This window comes from Psychrobacter sp. 4Dc (assembly GCF_002836715.1).
Classification (GTDB): domain Bacteria; phylum Pseudomonadota; class Gammaproteobacteria; order Pseudomonadales; family Moraxellaceae; genus Psychrobacter.
Window position 1 is genome coordinate 45,265 of sequence record NZ_PJAT01000039.1, and the last position, 19,966, is coordinate 65,230.

Annotated in this window: 18 protein-coding genes; 10 read left to right on the plus strand and 8 right to left on the minus strand. The window is 41.7% G+C overall.

Annotation, left to right across the window (positions count from 1 at the left end):
• Positions 1–205 precede the first annotated feature (205 nt).
• On the plus strand, positions 206–1,015 hold the full coding sequence (locus tag CXF61_RS01970; protein ID WP_165596971.1) for an enoyl-ACP reductase FabI: 810 nt from the start codon (positions 206–208) through the stop codon (positions 1,013–1,015).
• Positions 1,016–1,150: 135 nt separating this feature from the next.
• A complete protein-coding gene (locus CXF61_RS01975; protein WP_165596972.1) occupies positions 1,151–1,849 on the plus strand; it encodes a YoaK family protein in 699 nt (232 codons plus the stop codon).
• Between the two features lie 64 nt (positions 1,850–1,913).
• Here the strand turns inward: CXF61_RS01975 and CXF61_RS13990 are convergent, their stop codons facing one another.
• Complete coding sequence (locus tag CXF61_RS13990; protein ID WP_167669405.1) at positions 1,914–2,078, minus strand: hypothetical protein; 165 nt, start codon at positions 2,076–2,078, stop codon at positions 1,914–1,916.
• A gap of 390 nt (positions 2,079–2,468) precedes the next feature.
• On the opposite strand from CXF61_RS13990, the gene CXF61_RS01980 reads away from it, so the two are divergent.
• The 6 genes from CXF61_RS01980 to CXF61_RS02005 all read left to right on the plus strand — a co-directional run bounded on the left by CXF61_RS01980 (position 2,469) and on the right by CXF61_RS02005 (position 11,701).
• Positions 2,469–3,890, plus strand: coding sequence for an SLC13 family permease (locus CXF61_RS01980; protein ID WP_165596973.1), 1,422 nt, complete (start codon positions 2,469–2,471; stop codon positions 3,888–3,890).
• Between the two features lie 211 nt (positions 3,891–4,101).
• The gene (locus tag CXF61_RS01985) at positions 4,102–5,100 is read left to right on the plus strand and encodes an alpha/beta fold hydrolase (RefSeq protein WP_165596974.1); all 999 of its coding nucleotides are present in this window, start codon (positions 4,102–4,104) and stop codon (positions 5,098–5,100) included.
• A complete protein-coding gene (locus tag CXF61_RS01990; protein WP_102078401.1) occupies positions 5,093–5,887 on the plus strand; it encodes a metallophosphoesterase family protein in 795 nt (264 codons plus the stop codon). Before CXF61_RS01985 ends, CXF61_RS01990 begins: the two co-directional genes overlap by 8 nt.
• Before the next feature lie 85 nt (positions 5,888–5,972).
• Complete coding sequence (locus CXF61_RS01995) at positions 5,973–6,563, plus strand: DUF1543 domain-containing protein (protein ID WP_102091714.1); 591 nt, start codon at positions 5,973–5,975, stop codon at positions 6,561–6,563.
• 159 nt (positions 6,564–6,722) lie between these two features.
• Positions 6,723–10,955, plus strand: a complete 4,233-nt coding sequence (gene hrpA, locus CXF61_RS02000) for an ATP-dependent RNA helicase HrpA (RefSeq protein WP_227526569.1) — start codon at positions 6,723–6,725, stop codon at positions 10,953–10,955.
• A 140-nt stretch (positions 10,956–11,095) separates the two neighbouring features.
• Positions 11,096–11,701 (plus strand): class I SAM-dependent methyltransferase, encoded by a 606-nt coding sequence (locus CXF61_RS02005; RefSeq protein ID WP_165596975.1) that lies wholly within the window; start codon positions 11,096–11,098, stop codon positions 11,699–11,701.
• Between the two features lie 150 nt (positions 11,702–11,851).
• Here the strand turns inward: CXF61_RS02005 and CXF61_RS02010 are convergent, their stop codons facing one another.
• Together CXF61_RS02010 and CXF61_RS02015 are read right to left on the minus strand one after the other, a co-directional pair.
• Complete coding sequence (locus CXF61_RS02010; protein WP_102091713.1) at positions 11,852–12,181, minus strand: hypothetical protein; 330 nt, start codon at positions 12,179–12,181, stop codon at positions 11,852–11,854.
• Positions 12,182–12,443: 262 nt separating this feature from the next.
• Positions 12,444–13,295 carry an AraC family transcriptional regulator gene (locus CXF61_RS02015; RefSeq protein WP_165596976.1) on the minus strand — a complete coding sequence of 284 codons (852 nt, stop codon included), beginning with the start codon at positions 13,293–13,295 and terminating at the stop codon, positions 12,444–12,446.
• A gap of 166 nt (positions 13,296–13,461) precedes the next feature.
• Between CXF61_RS02015 and CXF61_RS02020 the strand changes: the two genes are divergently transcribed.
• Positions 13,462–13,875, plus strand: a complete 414-nt coding sequence (locus tag CXF61_RS02020; RefSeq protein WP_160021698.1) for an organic hydroperoxide resistance protein — start codon at positions 13,462–13,464, stop codon at positions 13,873–13,875.
• A 171-nt stretch (positions 13,876–14,046) separates the two neighbouring features.
• Here CXF61_RS02020 and CXF61_RS02025 read toward each other — a convergent pair whose 3' ends face one another.
• Entirely contained in the window at positions 14,047–14,964 is a 918-nt protein-coding gene (locus CXF61_RS02025) for a DMT family transporter (RefSeq protein ID WP_165596977.1), read from the minus strand.
• 320 nt (positions 14,965–15,284) lie between these two features.
• Between CXF61_RS02025 and CXF61_RS02030 the strand changes: the two genes are divergently transcribed.
• Complete coding sequence (locus CXF61_RS02030) at positions 15,285–15,968, plus strand: DUF421 domain-containing protein (protein WP_165596978.1); 684 nt, start codon at positions 15,285–15,287, stop codon at positions 15,966–15,968.
• Positions 15,969–16,099: 131 nt separating this feature from the next.
• On the opposite strand, the gene creD is transcribed toward CXF61_RS02030, so the two are convergent.
• The 4 genes from creD to pnuC all read right to left on the minus strand — a co-directional run bounded on the left by creD (position 16,100) and on the right by pnuC (position 19,747).
• Positions 16,100–17,704: a cell envelope integrity protein CreD gene (gene creD, locus CXF61_RS02035; protein WP_165596979.1), complete on the minus strand. Its 1,605-nt coding sequence runs from the start codon at positions 17,702–17,704 to the stop codon at positions 16,100–16,102.
• Between the two features lie 169 nt (positions 17,705–17,873).
• Entirely contained in the window at positions 17,874–18,398 is a 525-nt protein-coding gene (locus CXF61_RS02040) for a TIGR00645 family protein (RefSeq protein WP_101204361.1), read from the minus strand.
• A 79-nt stretch (positions 18,399–18,477) separates the two neighbouring features.
• Positions 18,478–19,065, minus strand: a complete 588-nt coding sequence (locus CXF61_RS02045) for an AAA family ATPase (protein ID WP_238070168.1) — start codon at positions 19,063–19,065, stop codon at positions 18,478–18,480.
• Positions 19,037–19,747: a nicotinamide riboside transporter PnuC gene (pnuC, locus tag CXF61_RS02050; RefSeq protein WP_102093029.1), complete on the minus strand. Its 711-nt coding sequence runs from the start codon at positions 19,745–19,747 to the stop codon at positions 19,037–19,039. Before pnuC ends, CXF61_RS02045 begins: the two co-directional genes overlap by 29 nt.
• Between the last annotated feature and the right edge of the window lie 219 nt (positions 19,748–19,966).

A 19,966-nucleotide genomic window follows, 5' to 3' on the forward strand; every position in this document is an offset into this window, starting at 1 on the left:
GGCAGATATCTGATTGGTTTACTAAATGAGAGGTTAATACAACGTTAATGAGAGTCGACAAGTACAGTTTACGACTGTTTACTTAAACTAATTCGTGTATAATAAGTCATCTTTTGATTTGCATCATTTCATGACGCGTCACTTTCTGATTACTCTAAATAAACCTATACTCTAAATCATCTCGATTGATTCAAAAGGAAATCTTATGCTATTGCAAGGACAACGATTTGTCGTAACTGGCATCGCAAGTAAACTCTCTATCGCTTGGGCTATTGCAGAAGCGCTACACCGCGAAGGCGCCTCACTGATCCTGACTTATCCGAATGATAAAATCAAAAAGCGTGTGGACATGGCTGCCGAACAGTTCGAAGCGGATTTGGTGCTAGAGTGTGATGTCGCCTCTGATGAGTCGATTGCTGCTTGTTTTGAGCAAGTAACCGCGCATTGGGGTGATGGTATTGATGGTGTGGTACACGCCATTGGTTTTGCCCCAATGGATCAGCTCGATGGTGACTTTGTCAATGCTACCACGCGTGAAGGCAGCCACATAGCACATGATATTTCTAGCTACAGCTTTGTGGCATTGGCAAAAGCAGCTCGTGAGTTGCTTGCAATGCGTCATGGTTCTATGCTGACATTAACTTATGAAGGCAGTATCTCAGTATTGCCAAACTACAATGTCATGGGTATGGCAAAAGCCAGTCTTGAAGCCAGCGTGCGCTACTTAGCGACTTCTATGGGCGGCGAAGGTATCCGTGTCAATGCGATCTCAGCAGGTCCAATTCGCACGCTAGCTGCTAGTGGCATCAAATCATTCCGCAAAATGCTCGATATCAGCGAAAAAATCGCACCACTACAACGTAATGTCAATCAGATGGAAGTAGGTAACGCAGCACTATTCCTATTATCTCCGTGGGCATCTGGTATCACGGGTGAGATCATGTTTGTTGATGCAGGTTTTAATACCGTCGCTATTAGTGAGCAGTTGATGATGCTGGATGAGCCAGCGCAATAATCATTTAAGTATTTTTTGCGTTGATGGTCATTACCAATGATTCACTCAGCTATTGAAATTGAAAAGGCAGCCAATTGGCTGCCTTTTCTCGTTATACTATGAGTCTTTTTGGCAGTAGACCTTTAGGTGACAAATATGATAACCAAGTTACCAAAGTGGATATTGTGGGGTGGGGCAGTATTGGCATTTAGCGCCGGCTGCGTGAATACAACCGCATTGATGGGATTTGCCAATTTATCAGTCTCGCATGTCACCGGTAATGTCAGCTTGTTTGCAGCAGCTATCGCTTATTCAGACGCCCACAGTATTTTGTATATCGGAGCGCTTTTGCTGTCTTTTTTGGCAGGAGCGATATTGAGTGGTTTTGTCATTGGGCAGACATCCTTAACACTAGGCCGTCGTTACGGGCGTGCGCTATATTTTGAAGCAGCATTACTAATAGCTGCCTACTGGTTATATCAGCAGCATGACTATCTCGGACAATTGGCAGCAGCGATGGCCTGCGGATTACAAAACGCGATGGTAGCCACTTATAGTGGAGCAGTTATTCGCACAACTCATTTGACAGGACTGACATCCGATATGGGTGCAGCAATCGGTAACTGGCTTGCGGGTCGCTCCATTAGTAAGCCGACATTGGGCTTTCAAGCCATTATTTGGTATTGCTTCTGCGGTGGCAGTACAGTGGGGGCTTTTTTGTTTGCCAAAGTTAGCTATGATGCGCTGCTTGTACCCATCGCAATCGTTCTAACAGCAGCATTTATATATAACTATGTCTCAGATCATCTGCCAGAGGTGAGAGAAACAAAACTAAAAAAGCGCTCATCATCATGACAAGCGCTTCTTATTTTTGCTGTTAATACTAGATAACTGGCTTTATCTGCCGTTCTGCCATCTTTTATTTTGCGCCTTCTTCTTGATGATCTTCATGCTCATGCATACCTTGCATCATATCTAGCGCTGAGTCGTCAGTACGCTGTTGATCTTCTTTGGCCAGACTATCTTGATTGATGTCTTTTGGCGCCATTTTTGTGGTTGCATCGGTTTTATTTGCATCTGTCATAGTGTCATTCCTCTTGTTTTTATTGATGATTATCTATCTAACCCTAAAATTATGTGGTATCGGTTTTTACTTGTATAGCCCCAAATGATGAATGTTTGAATGCTTTATGTAATTTTTATCAACCAAGGCGTCCATTCAAAGCAGTGAGAACAAAGTAGTGAGAGAGCTACTATTGAAAAATCTCACAAAGTCGAGAGGTGATTATCATTAACGAATCAAACAGATATCCTAAAAAAACAAAATTAATCAAAATGTATTCATATATAAGTTATTCTGATATGATATTTTCGCGCGTAATGTTCGCTATATGAATATCATGATGTCTTATAATAAGTGTGTGTTGCAATAATTTTGACTTCATACTCACTTTGGATGCGATAAGGATAATTTATGTCAGAGAAAAAGCTGGATAGCCATATTCCTGATGATGGTAACGAGTATTTATTTACGGATACATTCCCAAAGGGAACGGGAAAAGGATTGATCGTGGTCGCCATTGCGGCAATCATTAGTTTTATTATTTATAGTGTATTGCCATTTGAGGTCAGTGCTAACAAAGGGCTAGCAATGCTGTTTTTTATCGGCGTGCTATGGCTCACTGAGGCGATACACGTCACAATCACTGCGATCTTGGTGGTTGTGGTTGGGACATTAATTGGCATTCCTGATTTTAATGCTGAAGTCGGTCTGCAAAGCTTTGCTAGTCCCATTATTTATCTCTTCTTTGGTGGTTTTGCCTTGGCGGCCGCGTTACATGTACAAAAGCTTGATAGAAAGATTGCGCTAAAAATTCTATCGTTGTCGGGCGGCAAGCTCAGTACAGCAGTATTTTTGATATTTGGTGTGACGGCATTCTTGTCCATGTGGATATCGAATACAGCGACAACGGCAATGATGCTCCCATTGGCACTCGGTATTTTAACGCAAGTTGATAGTAAAGAAGATCGCGGTACTTTTGTGTTTGTACTGCTTGGTATTGCTTATTCAGCAAGTTTGGGTGGTTTGGGCACGATTGTCGGCTCGCCACCAAATGCCATTGCTGCAAAAGCATTGGATATCGCATTTGTTGATTGGATGAAGTTTGGTATCCCAATGATGCTGATACTATTACCAGTACTGTTGGGTGCGATGTATTTGTATCTAAAGCCGAACCTAAACCGTACTATGCAGCTAGAGCAAGATGAAATCATTCCTTGGACCAAAACCCGCCTATTAACAATTACTGTTTTCATTGTCACGGCAGCTAGCTGGATGTTGTCTAAACAAATTGGGGCTGCAGTTGGTATCGAAGATACAGATGCCGTTGTCGCGTTGCTTGCAGCAGTGGCGGTCGTGAGCTTGGGTCTAGTTTCTTGGAAACAGGTATCAGACAACACGGATTGGGGCGTGCTCATGTTATTTGGTGGCGGTATTGCGCTATCAAATATCCTAAAAGTATCAGGTGCGTCATTAGTGTTAGGCGAGACGGTTGCTAATGGCTTACAAACAGCGCCACTATTGGTGGTGATGCTTGCAATCTCAGCCTTTATTATTTTCTTGACAGAGTTTGCATCAAATACGGCTTCAGCAGCGCTCTTAGTACCTGTGTTTGTGGCAATTGCCGAGCATATGGGTATACCGAGTGAGGTCTTAGTACTTATTATTGGTATCGGTGCGTCTTGTGCCTTTATGCTACCAGTTGCTACGCCGCCGAATGCTATTGTGTTTGGTACAGGTTTGATCAAGCAAACAGAGATGATACGTACAGGTGTCATCCTTAATATTATCTCTACTATCATCGTTGGGTGTTGGGCATACTTTTTCTTATTGTAGTTAAGTAGTTAAGTAGTTAAGTAGTTAAGTAGTTAAGTAGTTAAGTAGTTAAGTAGTTAAGTAGTTCATGTAGACACAGTCATATGTACAAATGCTAAAAACCCCAATGTTCAAGACAAATTGAACGTTGGGGTTTTTTATGGCTTATCATACGAGCTAACGGTATAGAATGTTTATTATTAACGTCATCTTATTAAATGGATTTGATCACATGACACAGTACTTATTAAAAGCAACTGTTCTGATATTACTAGGCGCAATTGCCGTGCTAATGGCATTTATAGCAAAATATTGGGCACCTGATCGTACCATCGCTGAGTTAAAACAATGGCAACTACCCAACAGCGAATTTATAGACATACAAGGTATGCAGGCGCATGTAGTGCAGTCAGCTAATTGTCATACACACCGTGGCGATGCAGCCGAAAAAAACCGACCCGAAACAATCGTTTTATTGCATGGTACATCGGCAAGTTTGCATACATGGGAGGGCTGGACCAAGGCGCTGTCTGATCAATACTGTGTCGTGAGCATGGATTTGCCAGGGTTTGGTTTGACAGGTCCTTATGTGGACGAGAGCACACAATATAGCAGCGAAAATTATGCGGCGTTTGTCATTGAAGTACTTAATCATTTGAAGCTGGACCGTGTCACGCTAGCTGGTAATTCATTGGGAGGCAAGGTAGCGTGGCGTACTGCAGCTTTGTATCCTGAGCGTGTCAATCGATTGATATTGGTAGATTCAGTTGGTTATCCAGCAACGCCCAAACATATTCCTATTGGTTTTAAACTTGCTAAATATCCAGCGATGTCACCAATTTTAAATCGCATCCTACCCAGAAGTGTTGTTGAGAAAAGCGTTTTAAGTGTGTATGCAGACAATAGCAAAGTAAACGATGCCTTAGTTAATAGATACTATGAATTGACCCTACGTAAAGGTAATCGGCAGGCTTTGAGTCGTCGCCTAAATGAAACTGATGATGAGAGCGATCAAGCTCAAATAAAGCAGCTAGACATGCCGACTTTGATCTTATGGGGTGCAAAAGATGATCTTATTCCTGTAGGAAATGCCGCGTTATTTCATAGGGATATAAGTAATAGTCAGCTTAAAATATTTGATAACTTAGGTCATGTACCGCACGAAGAAGATCCGTTAGCAACCGTTGACGTTGTAAAGCAGTTTTTAATTAGTGAGTCAGGAAATGGATAACTTAGAAAAGAAACAGATAACAACCATCGCTGCGATTTCAGATATTCATAGTAATATCTACGCTCTTGAAGCTGTGCTTGCCGATATAAGATATCGAGATGTTGATCAGATTGTCAATCTTGGTGATATTTTATACGGGCCAATAGCACCTCATGCTACCTATGAGCTATTAATGGCAAATCGAGATGATATTATTACCATTAGAGGCAATCAGGATAGGCAGATTTATGAAGCCACTACGGCAGAAATTGCTAATAATCCAACCATGGGTTTTATTATCAAAGATCTCTCTAAAAAAGCGATTGAATGGATGCGGTCTTTGCCATTTTATTTTCATGTCAGTGAGGATGTATACCTCTGCCATGGTTCGCCGACCGATGACATGATATATTTACTAGAGGATATCGAAACGGGTCAACCAATAGTGCGTAATGATGCGACTATATTGGCGTTACTTGATGGTATTGATAATGATGTTATCTTATGTGGTCATACACACATCCCGCGTACAGTAGTACTGTCGTCAGGACAAACTATTGTGAATAGTGGTAGCGTTGGCTATCCAGCTTACGAAGACGATTTGCCTATTATTCATAAGATGCAAACTTATTCGCCTCATGCTAATTATGCTCTTATCAAATGTATTGAGACTCAACAAGGTAAACATTGGCAAACTGAGCATGTCAGGGTCGCTTATGACCATGAAGCAGCAGCAAATATGGCTCTAAGAAACGGACGTGAAGATTGGGCATTTGCATTGAAGACGGGTAGAGTGATTCCAGTATGACAGTACTTAAAAACGTTCTATCCTAGCAATGACAGCATTACCTTTAGATTAACTATGGGTTTTTATTTAATAGAGATTACGTAAAATGCTAACACTATATATGGTTCAATTGGGCGGCCGTCCTAAAGGCCGTCTGATTGAGCAACACGATATTTTCTTTGGTGCAGCCAGTCAAGTGAGTGACTTGATAGGAGATATCAATGAACATTGGCCTGAGGTAAAAAATAAATGGCATATTGATTCGTATCGAGCGATTGCCAAAGTGGGTAGTTATGCCATTAAGTTAATTGAACCAAGTCAGCAATTAAAGGCTGCTGCTGACTTAAAGTTATTCTTTATCAATCTAGGTGGCTATCAGCAGGACAGTTTTGAAGAATTCCATTATAAGCTACTCATCGTTGCACCTAACCAAGCTGACGCGATCAAACAAGCAAAAAAAAGTGATTTTTATAAGCAATCTACTTTTAAAGATAAAACGTCACCTTTCAATGCAGCTTCTCATATTGATGATAAGTTTGCAGTAGATATAGATGACATATATAACGTAAATGATCTTATCTCCAATGTTCAGCTTTCGATTGAGCCTATTAGTGATACAGATGAGCTGAATGCTAAAGAAGACAAAGAGTACGTCGGCTATCTAAGCATCAAGAATTTAAAGAAATTGGCGCTATAATAGATTTATCTAAATTTCATAAAAGTAACTCAATACACGCTTGATTAAATAAACCTAATGGACAGCTTACGAGAGCAATCAGGACTCGACTAACTTGAATCATACCCCAATTACCCCCATAATCTAACCAATTCTACATAATAAATAGCCTAAGCAAATATGCCCAATACTTCTAAGCCCAATATTCCTGAAAACAGCGATTCAGATACATCTACTGTAAATGAAACTCAAGATACTAAGAAGCCAGCAGTACCACTGGCGGATCTACCAGTACTTGCCAAGGATAGCTATTACTTAAGCCGTCTTGAACGTGAGCTGGCACGTGCTGCTGTGCCTAAGAATAAAAAATCTAATCATGATTCTGAGCAAGAAAAGAAGCTAGATGATGTACTCGCTAAAAAACGTGCTCAGTACGAGAAAATAAAAATGCGTTCTCAAGAAGCTGTGCAGGCACGTATCAATAGTATTCCAAGTGATTTACCTGCCAAGCTAAATCTGGATCTGCCTGTTAGCCAACGCGCAGAAGACTTAGTACAAGCGATTATCGATAATCAAGTTATTATCGTTGCTGGTGAGACGGGTTCTGGTAAAACGACGCAGTTGCCTAAGCTTGCAATGCTAGCAGGGCGCGGTATTACAGGGCAGATAGGGCATACACAGCCGAGACGATTGGCTGCTCGTAGTGTGGCAAACCGTATCGCAGAAGAGCTGGGTGAGCCATTAGGTAATACTGTCAGTTTTAAGATTCGCTTTAATGAGCAAGGGACAGCACAATCTGTTGTAAAGCTCATGACGGATGGTATCTTACTCGCTGAGTTGGGTCATGATCGGTTTTTGAGTAAGTACGATACTATTATTATCGATGAGGCGCACGAGCGTAGTTTGAACATCGATTTTATTATGGGTTATCTCAAAAAGATGCTGCCCAAGCGCCCAGATTTAAAAGTCATCATTACCTCAGCGACCCTTGACACTAAGCGCTTTAGTGAATACTTCAGCCGTTATGACAATAAGCTCAAACGGCAAGTCCCTGCGCCTATTTTTAATGTAGAAGGGCGTAGCTTTCCAGTAGAAGTCCGTTATCGTCCGTTGACAGATGAGCCAGTGAACAGCTCGGAAGATGACAGCTATGATGATTTTGAAGAGAACCTGCCGCGTGCTGTGGTTGCTGCTGTCGAAGAGTGTTTTAGCGATGCACAGAGTAAAGGTCACGCCGATCAAGCTGATATTTTGATATTTGCTGCGACTGAAGCGGAGATTCGCGAAACGCAGGAAGTGCTTGAGCGTCATGGCCCTCGCCATACAGAAGTGCTGCCCTTGTTTGCACGGCAGACTTATGAAGAGCAGCAGCGTATCTTTCAGCCATCGGGTCGAGGTCGCCGTATTGTTATCGCGACCAACGTTGCTGAGACTGCATTGACTGTGCCGGGTATTCGATATGTGATCGACTTGGGTTTTGAGCGGATTTCACGTTACTCGTATCGTTCACGCGTACAACGTTTACCGATTGAAGCAATTTCGCAAGCAGCGGCCAATCAGCGTAAAGGTCGCTGTGGCCGTGTTGCTCCAGGTGTTTGTATTCGTCTTTATAGTGAAGAAGATTTTAGTGGCCGCCCTGAGTTCACTGAGCCTGAGATTTTACGTACTAATTTAGCGTCAGTAATCTTGCAAATGGCCAATCTACGTCTAGGTAGTGTGGATGACTTTGAGTTCATTGAGCCGCCTGATAGCCGATTGGTCACTGATGGTCATAAATTGCTAGATGAATTGGGCGCTATTACTTCTAAGAAAGACATTGCTGCTCAAGACAAAGTTAACAAGCCAAAAGCGAGAAAAGGGCTTGATCACCTGCGCTTGACAGCGACTGGTCAGAAAATGGCACGTATGCCAATCGATCCAAGGCTGGCACGTATGCTGGTCGCTGGTTCTGATTTTGATTGTATTCGTGAGATGCTGATCGTTGTGGCCGCGCTTGCCGTGCAAGACCCTCGTGAGCGCCCTGCCAATAAGCGCACGCAAGCAGATCAAAAGCATGCAATCTTCCGTCAAGATGATTCTGACTTTTTGTTTTATTTGAGTCTATGGAAAGCGCTGTTTGAAAAAGATGAAGACGGCAATAAACTGTCTGGTAATCAGCGTAAGCAGTTTGCTAAGAAAAACTATTTAAGCTTCCCGCGTGTACGTGAATGGCATCAGACGCATCGTCAGTTGGTACAGATGGTCACTGAGCTGAAGTTAACGGATGTCAATGAGTCAAAAGCTGCTGATAAAAATGTGGCTGTTAATGATCCAACAGCGATCGAAGACGAAGAGTTAAAAGCGGTCAAATATGCCAATCTGCATAGAGCGTTGTTAACAGGATTGTTGTCTATCATCGCGCATAAGACTGAAAGCCGCGGTGAGTATTTGGCTGCGCGTCAGCAAAAGGCCAAGATATTCCCAGCCAGTACGGTGTTTAAACAAATACCCCCTTGGGTGATGGCATTTGAAATGGTGGAGACTTCACAAGTCTTTATGCGTACTGTTGCCAAAATCGAACCAGAATGGATTATTTCAGCGGCAGGTGACTTGCTGAAATATCACTATTTCGAACCACATTGGTCCAAGAAAACAGGACGCGTCAAAGCCTACGCACAGATTAGTTTGTTTGGGCTGATTATTATTAGTAAGCAGCTGACCAATTATGAACAAGTCAATCTGGTCGAGTCACGAGAGATATTTATCCGTGATGGCTTAGTGACGGGCAACTTTGGTCGCAATGCACCATTTTTACAACATAACATGGATAAGATTGCTCATGTTGAGCGTATCGAAGACAAGCTGCGTCGCCGTGATTTATTGGTGGATGAAGAGACGCTGTATCAGTTCTATGATAAGAAAATTCCTGAGCACGTTGCCAGTCGCAAAGCGTTTGAGGATTGGCGTGCAGAAGTGGAGAAACATGATGCCAAGCATCTATTCTTTACTGATGAAGACGTACTTAATAGCCAAGCGCCGACCACAGGGGACTTCCCAGAAGTGTGGAAGCTGGGCGATTTAAAACTGCCGCTCCGCTATATCTTTGATCCGGCCAGCGATGATGATGGTGTGACCATACGTGTACCGCTTGCCGCATTACCGCAGCTCGACGCGATTGAGCTACTGTGGGGTGTGCCCGGTTGGCGCTATGAATTAGTATTGCAGCTGCTCAAGTCACTGCCAAAGGAGATACGTCGTCAAATCGTACCGATACCCAATACTGCAGACAGTTTGTTTGATGAGTTGCAGCCAAAGGGTGGGCAAGGATTGTTGAAGCAGCTGTGTCAGGCATTGCATCGTCGCGGTATCATGTCGGTGACACCAGAGAACTTCAATCCATCTACGATTGATCGCTATTTGCAGCCACAAATCTGCGTGGTCGATGAGAAAAACCGTATCATCGAAAAAGGCCGTGATCTGCAAACCCTACAGATTCGTCATGCATCTGAGACCAGTCAAGCGGTAAATGAACAGCAAGGCGTGCATACTGAGTTTCCTGAGCATTTTGCTTTCAGCAAAAATCATCATAGTGCGGGTGTGGTGATGAAACAGTTTGCAGCGCTCGTCGCTGATGAAGCGGGAGAAGCTGTATCGATTCATCAATATACTGATGTCAATGCAGCACTTCAAGCACATCGTATCGGGGTGCTGACTTTAATAAAAGGCAAACTTGGTGCAAAGAAAAAGCAATTAACGAGCCAAATCGATAGTATATTTAAATTGGCATTTGCGCCACTTGGCGACATGGATAAACTCAAAACGATTGTTATAGATGCTGCGTTAGACGCGGCTCTCGAAGAGCACTACGTCTTATTTGATCATTCTGAAAATTTACCAGAAAGCGCTGATAACATCGCAGTTGGATTGAGCGAGGAGCTACCGTTTACCTCTGAAGAGTATGCACAAACGCTCGAAGTGGTAGTCAATAACTTCTTATTAACTGGTCAAAGCGTCATCAAAACGCTTAAGAATGTCTACACTCGTTGGCAGCGTATTCGCCAAGGGTTGCTGATGTTAGATCGTGAAATATTTGGTGAGTCTATCGATGATATCGAAGATCAGTTAGAAGATTTACATTTGGCTGATTTTGTTTATCGGATGGATTACAGCCATTGGCAACAGTATCCACGCTATCTTGAAGCGTTACAGATTCGACTAGAGCGTTTGGAGCACAACCTCGACGCCGACCTTGATGGTGTCTACGCGCTTGATTTGCATATGGAGCGGCTAGCAGGACGTGCGGACAAAGAAGCCATTAGTGAGTATCGTTGGATGGTGGAAGAGTATCGTATTCAACTGTTTGCCCAGCCTATGAAAACTCGTATGGCAGTATCGCCCAAGCGTCTAAGCAAAATGTGGGACAAGGTGAGTTAGGCTAAATTTTAGTTTTGTATGGTACGTCATGTTATAGAGCACACATTGATCTTAAGATACGGGCTCTATAACTAAGCGTTCTAAATGCCATATGTTACCTACTAAATTGGATATCAATCTCAAATAAAAGGACAATTAAAATGTGGGATGAACGCTATAGCGGTACAGAGTTCGCATTTGGCACTGAACCTAATGATTTTTTGAGAGAGACATTTGAGCAGATACCTGTAGGTGGACACGTACTTTGTCTAGCAGAGGGCGAGGGTAGGAATGCAGTATTTTTAGCTGAGCAAGGCTTCAAGGTGACTGCGATGGATATGTCCGAAGTAGGGTTAAACAAAGCGAACAAGTTGGCCAAAGATAGAGGCGTAGCTATTACCATCCAAGTAGCTGATTTAGCAGATTACAAATTTGGTCAGGATAAATGGGACGCCATAGTTTCTATCTGGGCACACGTTCCTAAAACGGTACGTCAATATGTACACGCACAAGTTGGCACTGCTCTCAAGCCAGAGGGAGTATTTATCGTCGAAGCTTATACAGAACGGCAGCTTGAAACAGAGGCAGTCGGTGGACCACCAGCCAGTCAAAGGGAACGTTTTGGCTGTTTACAGAGCTTTCAACATGAGCTTGTAGGGCTGAACGAAGTGATTGGTGTAGAGAAGTTGCGTATGGTATCAGAAGGAAAGCGGCATCAAGGGCTTAGCGCTGTAGTACAGTTTGTTGGCAAAAAAGTCAGCAACTAGCCGTTGTAAGTGAAATCTATTGGTCGTGATAGTCGCTATATACATAGTTAGAGAAGATAGTTTGCAAACCATCTTCTCTATGAGCTATTGGGGCTTAATGTTTGATAATTAGCGACTGGTATCTAATGTCTAGTATTTAATGATTGGTACTTAATGGCTAATCTTTTCTGTCAGTACACCCATGCTATAAAGCACATAGGCAATCACTGTTAATGCGACGATAAATGGAGTAAGCATCCAAATCACAATATTAATCAAAAGTGATGGTAACAATCCATTGAACAATTCAATATCTGGTGCGAAAAAATCGGTCATGACATCGACGGCACGCTTAGCAATAGGGAATAGCAAGGTGCTAAAAGCTAACATATAAATGTACTTGCTAAAGCCAGGGTCACTCATGACTACCATAAAGTAGAACACTGTAAAAAACGTGATGCCAAGTGCCCAGCATTTGAGAGTGTAGCTTAAACGAATCATGTTATCTCCTCCCTAAGCTTTCTATTGATCGCTTTACATCGATCGTACGCAGAGTAAAGCTGCTCCTATACATTCATTATTTTAAATATACACAATATGTTATAATACGAATATATAGTCACGTCAACCAATTTTTCTATTTATTTAAAATACTCCATAAATCATTCAACTTAAAAATGATATTTTTTAAGGAATGCTTTCGTAAATATAATAGTAAATAGCCTAAGCAAAAATTTTTTTTTATTAAAAAATAAAATTATAACTACAACTCACTACTCGGGCTCACATCAAACAATCGCTTATATTCGCGGCTAAATTGACTGGGGCTTTCGTAACCTACTTGCATGGCAATCTGTGATATCTGTGCTCCATGCACCTTGATCAGCCGCCTCGCTTCCATTAATCGCAAGCTTTTTTGATATTGTAATGGGCTTAATTGGGTAATTTCTTTAAAGTGCTGGTGAAACCCTGAGATGCTCATACCGCATCGACTGGCTAAGCTCTCAACCATAATAGGTTCATCTAAATGCGCCTTTATCCAGTCAGTCGCTTGGGCAATGCGGTGTGTATGGCTACCGCTAACGACCAATTGCTTAAGTTTGTTGCCTTGCTCAGCCAAGAGTAGGCGATAGTATATTTCTTGTTGAATTAAAGAAGACAGAAAATTAATATCGTTTGGATAATCAAGCAAGCGTATCAATCGCTCAAATGCGTCCATTATGGTGTCATCTAAGTGCCACTTTATCCCTAAATGACTACCTGTCATTGGTTGTGTCGTGGGTATTTGTGATAAGACGTCTCTAATCATAGCTAAATCTAATTTCATTGATAAAACAATGACAGGGTTTTTTATCGAAGCGTGTTTAATATGCATACTTAGCGGTATATTAACGGGACAGAACATCAAGTTACTATTGTCAAACCTTTGACAGTCAGCACCCAAGTAAATCTCTCGTTCACCTTGCAGTACAATACAAATACTTGGCTCTTGAATATAGCTTACGGCTTTGCTTGGTTTGTCCGCGCAGTAAAAGAACAAGCCTGAAACAGCAGATTTAAGGGTTTTATTTCTAGGTAGTACTGCTAAAAGTTGGTCAATAGTCGTTTGATTCATCACGAGTGCTTATTTTATAAGATTGTCTGATAGTATAAATATTTGTAGGATTAGGCAAGAGTTATAGAGATTTGTTCTAACGTATGAGTTCAGAGGATTCTATAATAATCTCATCGCAACAGCGTAAGTACGACCTCTAATAATATGAAACAAGGAATAATTACTCATGAAAATATTTTATAAAACACGCGCAACCGCTACTGGTGGACGTTCTGGCCATACTGGATTAGACGATGGGTCGTTAGGATTTGACTTGGTATCTTTTCAAGAGCAAGACAAAGAAGGCGTGAACCCAGAACAGCTTTTTGCCATGGGTTACGCGGCTTGTTTTGATAGCGCTTTGAGCATGACAGCACAGCACATGAAATTGCCTGTTACCGCTTCAAAAACCTCTGCGCAAGTAGGTATCGGTATGAAAGCTGACGGTAGCTACAACCTAGAGATAGAGCTGTCTGTAGAAGTATCAGGTATTGATGAAGCGCAGGCGCAGCAGTTGATCGAAGCCACGCATCAGGTGTGCCCGTACTCTAATGCTACTCGCGGCAATGTCGATACTCGTCTAGAAGTGACTGTTGTTTAAAGGCTATTGTTTGAAAACTGTTGACCATAGACTAGCAATATTAAAATAATAACTCGAATATAAAACGCCCCGATTGATTAAAGTCGGGGCGTTTTTATATTGTTTGGCAACGTAATTAGCTGGAACCTTTTTGAGCAACTTAGCTAATGATAGGTTATTAATAGCATTATTTTATACCGGTACTTTTTTATTTAAGGTAAATACCAAGACCGCGCCCAAAATGACTGTACTTGCGATAATAAAGGGCATAGTTAACTGCTCAGATAAAAATATCACACCTAGCAACGCAGCAATCACAGGGACACATAGCTGAACGATAGCGGCTTGTGTGTTTTTCAATAGTGGCATCGCTGTATACCAGATACTGTAACCCAACCCTGAGGCGATCGCTCCTGATGCACAGGCGAGTAGTACACCTTCAGTGGTAATGCCCTCCAAATTGATATTTTTAAAACCCAAGTCATCTAGATAGGTCATGCCTACTAGTAATAGTATAGGCACAGCGACTAAGCTACGCACAAAGTTAAACCCTGTCGCTCGTAGCGGTGAGATACATGATTTGCCGCGTATACTATATACTCCCCATGCTATGCCGCTCATAGCCATTAACGCTGCCGCCAATGGTGATGGTATGGCAGCTGATGGCAGTATTAGATATACAAATCCAGCGACTGCAACGGCAAATGCTAACCATTGTAGTGCGCTGAGCTGTTCTTTTTTATAGATACCCCAGCCAATCATCGTCAGCTGAACCGCTGAAAACAAAATCAATGCCCCAGTGCCAGTATCAAGCTCTACATACGCAATTGAAAAGCACAGCGCATAAATCACCAAGCCGAGACTACTCAACCAACTGCCTTTATCATTTAATATAGCGTGAACAGTAGGGTTGTCATGATTGGACGTTTGGCGTCGCAGTCTGTAAGCATGTATCGCCATGATAATGCCTAGACAAGCCGTCGCACTCACTAGCCTGATGATGGTAAAGCTCCAAGCGTCGATATAGCCTTCTGCCAATGCCATTCGGCAAAACAGAGAGTTTGCGGCAAAGGCGATTAACGCAATAATGGTATAAATAGTGGCTTTCAAAAGTAATTCCTACAATGAATAAATGACACAAAACAGGCAAACATAGGATTTTAGTTTTAGGTCTTAAGATACGCTGTTATAACGATCGTTTTTTTTAGCAAAGATAATAGATTAATAACTTATTAATCTAGTCTATAGCTGTCTCACAGGACAGGATATTTTGTCGTACTTATGGCAAAAAGTCTCTTTTAAATCAGAATAACGATAGTTGTATTGACGGTAAGGTCCAAAAATAGGGATGATGTGCTTCGCGTCAAACGAACTATTAGAACAACACTCATTAGACACAATAAATCAGATAAATAAATAGGAAAGATAGTATGAATTGGGCAAGTATTTTTATTTATGACACAACTTGGTGGTTTGCCGTAGAAATTTTAATACGTGTCACTGTAATGTTTGTATTAATTATCACATTTTTGCGATTCACTGGTAAGCGCGGCGTTCGTCAGCTTTCTATTTTTGAGTTAACCATCATTTTATCGTTAGGCTCTATCGCAGGTGATCCCATGTTCACCGAAGACCTGCCTATTATCCAAGCGGTATTAATCATGGGTACGGTCATTTCACTTTATAGGCTCTGTACTTGGGCGATGATGAAGTTCCAGCCTTTTGAGGACCTGCTAGAGGGGCGCTCAATGTATATTGTAGAAGATGGCATGCTGGTGCTTGATAAGATTAAACAGGGGGAAATGTCACATGATGAGTTTTTTGCTGAAATGCGCCAACAAGGGGTTGAGCATTTAGGTCAAGTGCGTACCGGTTTGCTCGAGACTGATGGCAATTTTAGTATTTTATTGCACACCTCTGAAAAAACAGACTACGGGATGCCGCTTTTCCCCAAGCAATACCGACCGGTCGAGCAAGTAGAAGCAGGTGTTTATTATGCTTGTATGTATTGCGGTTACGTTGATGAAATCTCTGACCCCAATCAGTGTTGCCCGCGCTGCGAGGATAATTGCAATAATTGGGCTAAAGCGTTAAACAACCATATCGTCAAATAATATTACTACTTGGCTGCCTTAGCTCAGTTAATAAGCTAAGGCAGCCAATTTTTTTCAAATTATCAGATAAAAACCTCTCATTTGCTGACAGTTTGTCTGACTTGCTTTATACAGCGCATGGCTCTCATCATTTATGTCACTTTATACCAGTCAAGTTTGCGAGTCATCACCATCACGCAGGCAAGTATCACAAAGCAGAATATCGCACCCAGTAATAGATTGAGATCTTCTGTACTTAAAATACCGAAAAACGCAGCATATAGCCCAGCAAGTGTCGCGGTAAAGATTACTGCCCGTTTGAAACCACCAAATACATAATAGCTATACCAGCCAATAAGCCCAACACAAGCACTGGCCGCTACCATATAGGCTTGCCAAAATGCGATTTGTTCTGCAAGTGGTAGTAATAAGACATAAAAGACAAATAGTGCGCAGCCGACGAGCAGATACTGAATAGGGTGGATACGACTTGATTTGAGCACTTCAAATAAAAAGAAAGTGCCAAAAGATACCAAAATTAATAGCAAGGCGTACTTCATGGCTCTTTCAGTTTGTAGATAGACATCGTTGGGGCTTGCAAAACTAACGCCAAAGCTGTTTAGCAGAACACTTTGATTACTACCAGCTACTGCTGTACTGTCTGTCGTCAGACCTCTTGATGCCTCAAGCGAATCAGGATTGTACGAATGACTATCGATATTGAGCGTTGATTCACTTATGACAGTACATTGATGGTTAGGCACGCTGAGACATTGAGAGAGGTACTGATTATTTGCAACGGTTAAATAATGATTTTGCCAACTGGCATCAAATCCTTTAGCGGTGATGCTCTTGGTATTTGGTAATGCTTTGCCGATGAAGTTTGGTGTCTGCCAGTTACTGTGCATAGACAGAGTAAAGTTCTGCCCAGTTGGGACAGTCGTTAAATTACTAATGCCAGCTAATGGTAAGTCGATCACAATATTGAGCGCTTGATTGTCTCTAGGATTAGATAACTTGCTACTCACCTCTGATTTATTTAGATCTGTATTTATTGAGCCTGTGGTAGCCAAGCTATCTTTATTCTGCTGGCTAGTAGGATTGATTAATTGATCCAATACATCTTTAGGAATATCTACTTCGACATAGGTTAAGTTCTCTATTATTGGTATCTGCGGATAGTTTGCTGCAATTGTTTTTTGATTAATTGTGACAGTAGGCAGGGTAGCGACACCGCGCAAATCAGACACAGGAATGATAAGTTTTACCTTGTTCCAGTGGGTAATGGTTTTGGCTAGCTGTGTCTTATCTGCATCATCGTCAATTGTAGTTCCAGCCTGGTCTAAATTTTTTAAAGTCTTACCAAGCGTATAACTTTGATTGAATGTCAGCTGACCATCATAGCTAGTAGCGCTATAGATACCGCGTTTATAGGTGTCTGTGTTTACTTTTAGGTTCTGTGCTGCCTGCGTCTGAAAGGCAAATATCGTCTCGATTTTCGAGTATGACGGTTCGCATTTGTTCTTTACATTTGGTGTATCAGATGACTGACATGCTGGTGTGACTGTCGTAGGGATGGCGATAAATGGATTAATGACTTCTTGTGGATTGACATGCTGCTCGGTGATTTCTTTTATCACTGACTCTGCGTAGTATTGTCTCTCGTATATGATATCGCTAATCATGGTGAGTCCGATTGAACAGACAATACAAAGTCCAACAATGATGGATAACTTAGTCAATAATGTTTTTTGCATGTGGTCGCCTCCTAAGTGTCTTGAATCCACAGCTGCCGAGATAGCAGACTGTGGCTTTAAAAGACATCATAGAGAGGACATAACGAGAAGATGTGCAGGAAATATGGAATAACTGTGAAAGGGTGAGAGTTGATATTCTCAGATAATTATTTTTCGATTATTAATGTGCTTAATGCTTTTTCGTATCGCCAACGACTTTATCCATGATAGCGAATAACAAGCCAGACAATACAAAGGTCATATGAATAATAACCTTCCACATGAGTTTGTCGGCATCAAGTTCACTCATTCCACTAGATATATCCATAAAGGATTTCAAAAGGTCAATCGCCGAGATAGCAACGATCGCTCCGATAACTTTGAGCTTTAGGCCAGAAAAGTCTACTTTGCCCATCCAGCTAGGACGATCATCATGGGTGCCAGTATCGATTTTTGAGACAAAAATTTCATAGCCACTGAATATAATGATAAGCAATAAACTGGCAACCAGAGAGATATCAACCAATACCAATATATCTACAATCACACTGGCTTCAGAGGCCGTCAGAATGTCAGCAAACATATACCATAGCTTTTGGACAAACTTAATAAATAATAAAATAATGCCCAACACAAGCCCTAGATAAAAAGGTGCCAGTATCCAGCGGCTATTAAATATGGTTTTTTCTAAATAAAGCTCAAACTTCTTTAGCATGGGTATCTCTTAAGTTTTAAAGACAAGAAAGTCTTAAAGACACAAATATGAATAATTTTTTGGGTATAGCTATTTAGCTTTAGTCAGGCGATATATTATCTATATTAGCGAGCTGCGCTACTACTTGCTGAACGCGCGCTTTTCTATCGCCACTAATGCGTTGAAATGGTTTTTGATGCTTGCTTAATTGACTGGCGAAATAGTCGCTTATCTCATCGCGTTGGTGTGGACTGTCTCGCAGGTCATCAGCCACCCATGGCGTATCAACCTCAGTCAATAATATCAAATCATAGTGATGCGCCAACGCTGCTTGCTCAAGATCCGTTGGGCAGTCGCCATAATACCAATAAGAATAAACCATCAGCTCAAACAAACTGGTATCGCAAAACAAATAATGACTGGCATTAGACGACTGAGCGACTTGTTTGGCCAAGGTATTCTCTAGTGTAACCTGTCCCTGTGCGATAGGGATCAGATCTTCCCACGTACAAGTCAGCTGCTCGTCGTCCCACTTTGCCTGTAAGTAGGTGCGCATGTATTCTGACACCCAAGGAGTATCAAAATGCTCGGCCAAATCACGACATAAGGTCGTCTTACCCGTACTTTCTGCCCCTAAAACCGCGACGTTGATGACAGATTTAGGCGTATGCTGCTCGAGGTTGTACACGGTAGCGTCGTTGCCATTCATAGTATGCCCAGATTGCGATAAGAGTGAAGACTACATATTGTAGCGCGGTAAAAGTAAAACCTTTATAGAAGTATAGTGGTACCGATATCGCATCAGCGATGATCCAGAGTATCCAATGCTCGATTTTGCGCCGTGCCATGAGCCACATTGCCATCAAAAATAAAGCAGTAGTGAGCATGTCAGTATAATCGACCCAAGTAAATAGATGGATTCCAAGTACCGCACCATCGAAACTGAAGCCATTATTAATCACTGGGCGGAAATAATAAACCAATCCTACAAAAGCTATCGTTCCTGCTGCCAAAGCAGATAGTATCGGGATGTCACCTGCATGCAAATGCTCAATACGGACATTATTGGCATTTGACTGCTTGTGCTCAACAGACTGGTTTTTCTTATTCTTTGACCAGTTAATCCAGCCATACAAGCTCATCACGGTATAGTAAGCATTGATGAACATATCGCCAAACAGCTGCCATTTCCACAGTAGGTACACAAATATAGCAGTGCTAACCAATCCAATAGGGAAGACTAAAATATTGGTTTTGCTGGCGAGTAAGACACTTGCTACGCCGAAGACAACGGCAATCAGTTCAAGAATGATGAATATTGTAGAGTAGTCAGCGTATTGACCAAATAACCAGTTGAGAAGTTCTGCCATTAGTATTCCTAAATATGAGCGCGTATCAATATTCTGAATAATCAAGATAGTTCGATGAATAGTACAGACCAAAATGATACCAATTATAACGTAGCTATCGCAAAAGGACGGCAGTCTTTGCTTATTTATCGCCAGAAACAGATTATTTGTAACAAAGCATTAGAAAAAATTTAATATTCAGGCATAATAAACACACTGATTTTAAGTTTACAGTTATTC

Excerpts from the sequence above, each read along its gene's own strand:
- CXF61_RS01970 (WP_165596971.1), top strand. The coding sequence starts at position 206 with ATGCTATTGCAAGGACAACGATTTGTCGTAACTGGCATCGCAAGTAAA.
- CXF61_RS01975 (WP_165596972.1), top strand. The coding sequence starts at position 1,151 with ATGATAACCAAGTTACCAAAGTGGATATTGTGGGGTGGGGCAGTATTG.
- CXF61_RS13990 (WP_167669405.1), bottom strand. The coding sequence starts at position 2,078 with ATGACAGATGCAAATAAAACCGATGCAACCACAAAAATGGCGCCAAAA.
- CXF61_RS01980 (WP_165596973.1), top strand. The coding sequence starts at position 2,469 with ATGTCAGAGAAAAAGCTGGATAGCCATATTCCTGATGATGGTAACGAG.
- CXF61_RS01985 (WP_165596974.1), top strand. The coding sequence starts at position 4,102 with ATGACACAGTACTTATTAAAAGCAACTGTTCTGATATTACTAGGCGCA.
- CXF61_RS01990 (WP_102078401.1), top strand. The coding sequence starts at position 5,093 with ATGGATAACTTAGAAAAGAAACAGATAACAACCATCGCTGCGATTTCA.
- CXF61_RS01995 (WP_102091714.1), top strand. The coding sequence starts at position 5,973 with ATGCTAACACTATATATGGTTCAATTGGGCGGCCGTCCTAAAGGCCGT.
- hrpA (WP_227526569.1), top strand. The coding sequence starts at position 6,723 with ATGCCCAATACTTCTAAGCCCAATATTCCTGAAAACAGCGATTCAGAT.
- CXF61_RS02005 (WP_165596975.1), top strand. The coding sequence starts at position 11,096 with ATGTGGGATGAACGCTATAGCGGTACAGAGTTCGCATTTGGCACTGAA.
- CXF61_RS02010 (WP_102091713.1), bottom strand. The coding sequence starts at position 12,181 with ATGATTCGTTTAAGCTACACTCTCAAATGCTGGGCACTTGGCATCACG.
- CXF61_RS02015 (WP_165596976.1), bottom strand. The coding sequence starts at position 13,295 with ATGAATCAAACGACTATTGACCAACTTTTAGCAGTACTACCTAGAAAT.
- CXF61_RS02020 (WP_160021698.1), top strand. The coding sequence starts at position 13,462 with ATGAAAATATTTTATAAAACACGCGCAACCGCTACTGGTGGACGTTCT.
- CXF61_RS02030 (WP_165596978.1), top strand. The coding sequence starts at position 15,285 with ATGAATTGGGCAAGTATTTTTATTTATGACACAACTTGGTGGTTTGCC.
- creD (WP_165596979.1), bottom strand. The coding sequence starts at position 17,704 with ATGCAAAAAACATTATTGACTAAGTTATCCATCATTGTTGGACTTTGT.
- CXF61_RS02040 (WP_101204361.1), bottom strand. The coding sequence starts at position 18,398 with ATGCTAAAGAAGTTTGAGCTTTATTTAGAAAAAACCATATTTAATAGC.
- pnuC (WP_102093029.1), bottom strand. The coding sequence starts at position 19,747 with ATGGCAGAACTTCTCAACTGGTTATTTGGTCAATACGCTGACTACTCT.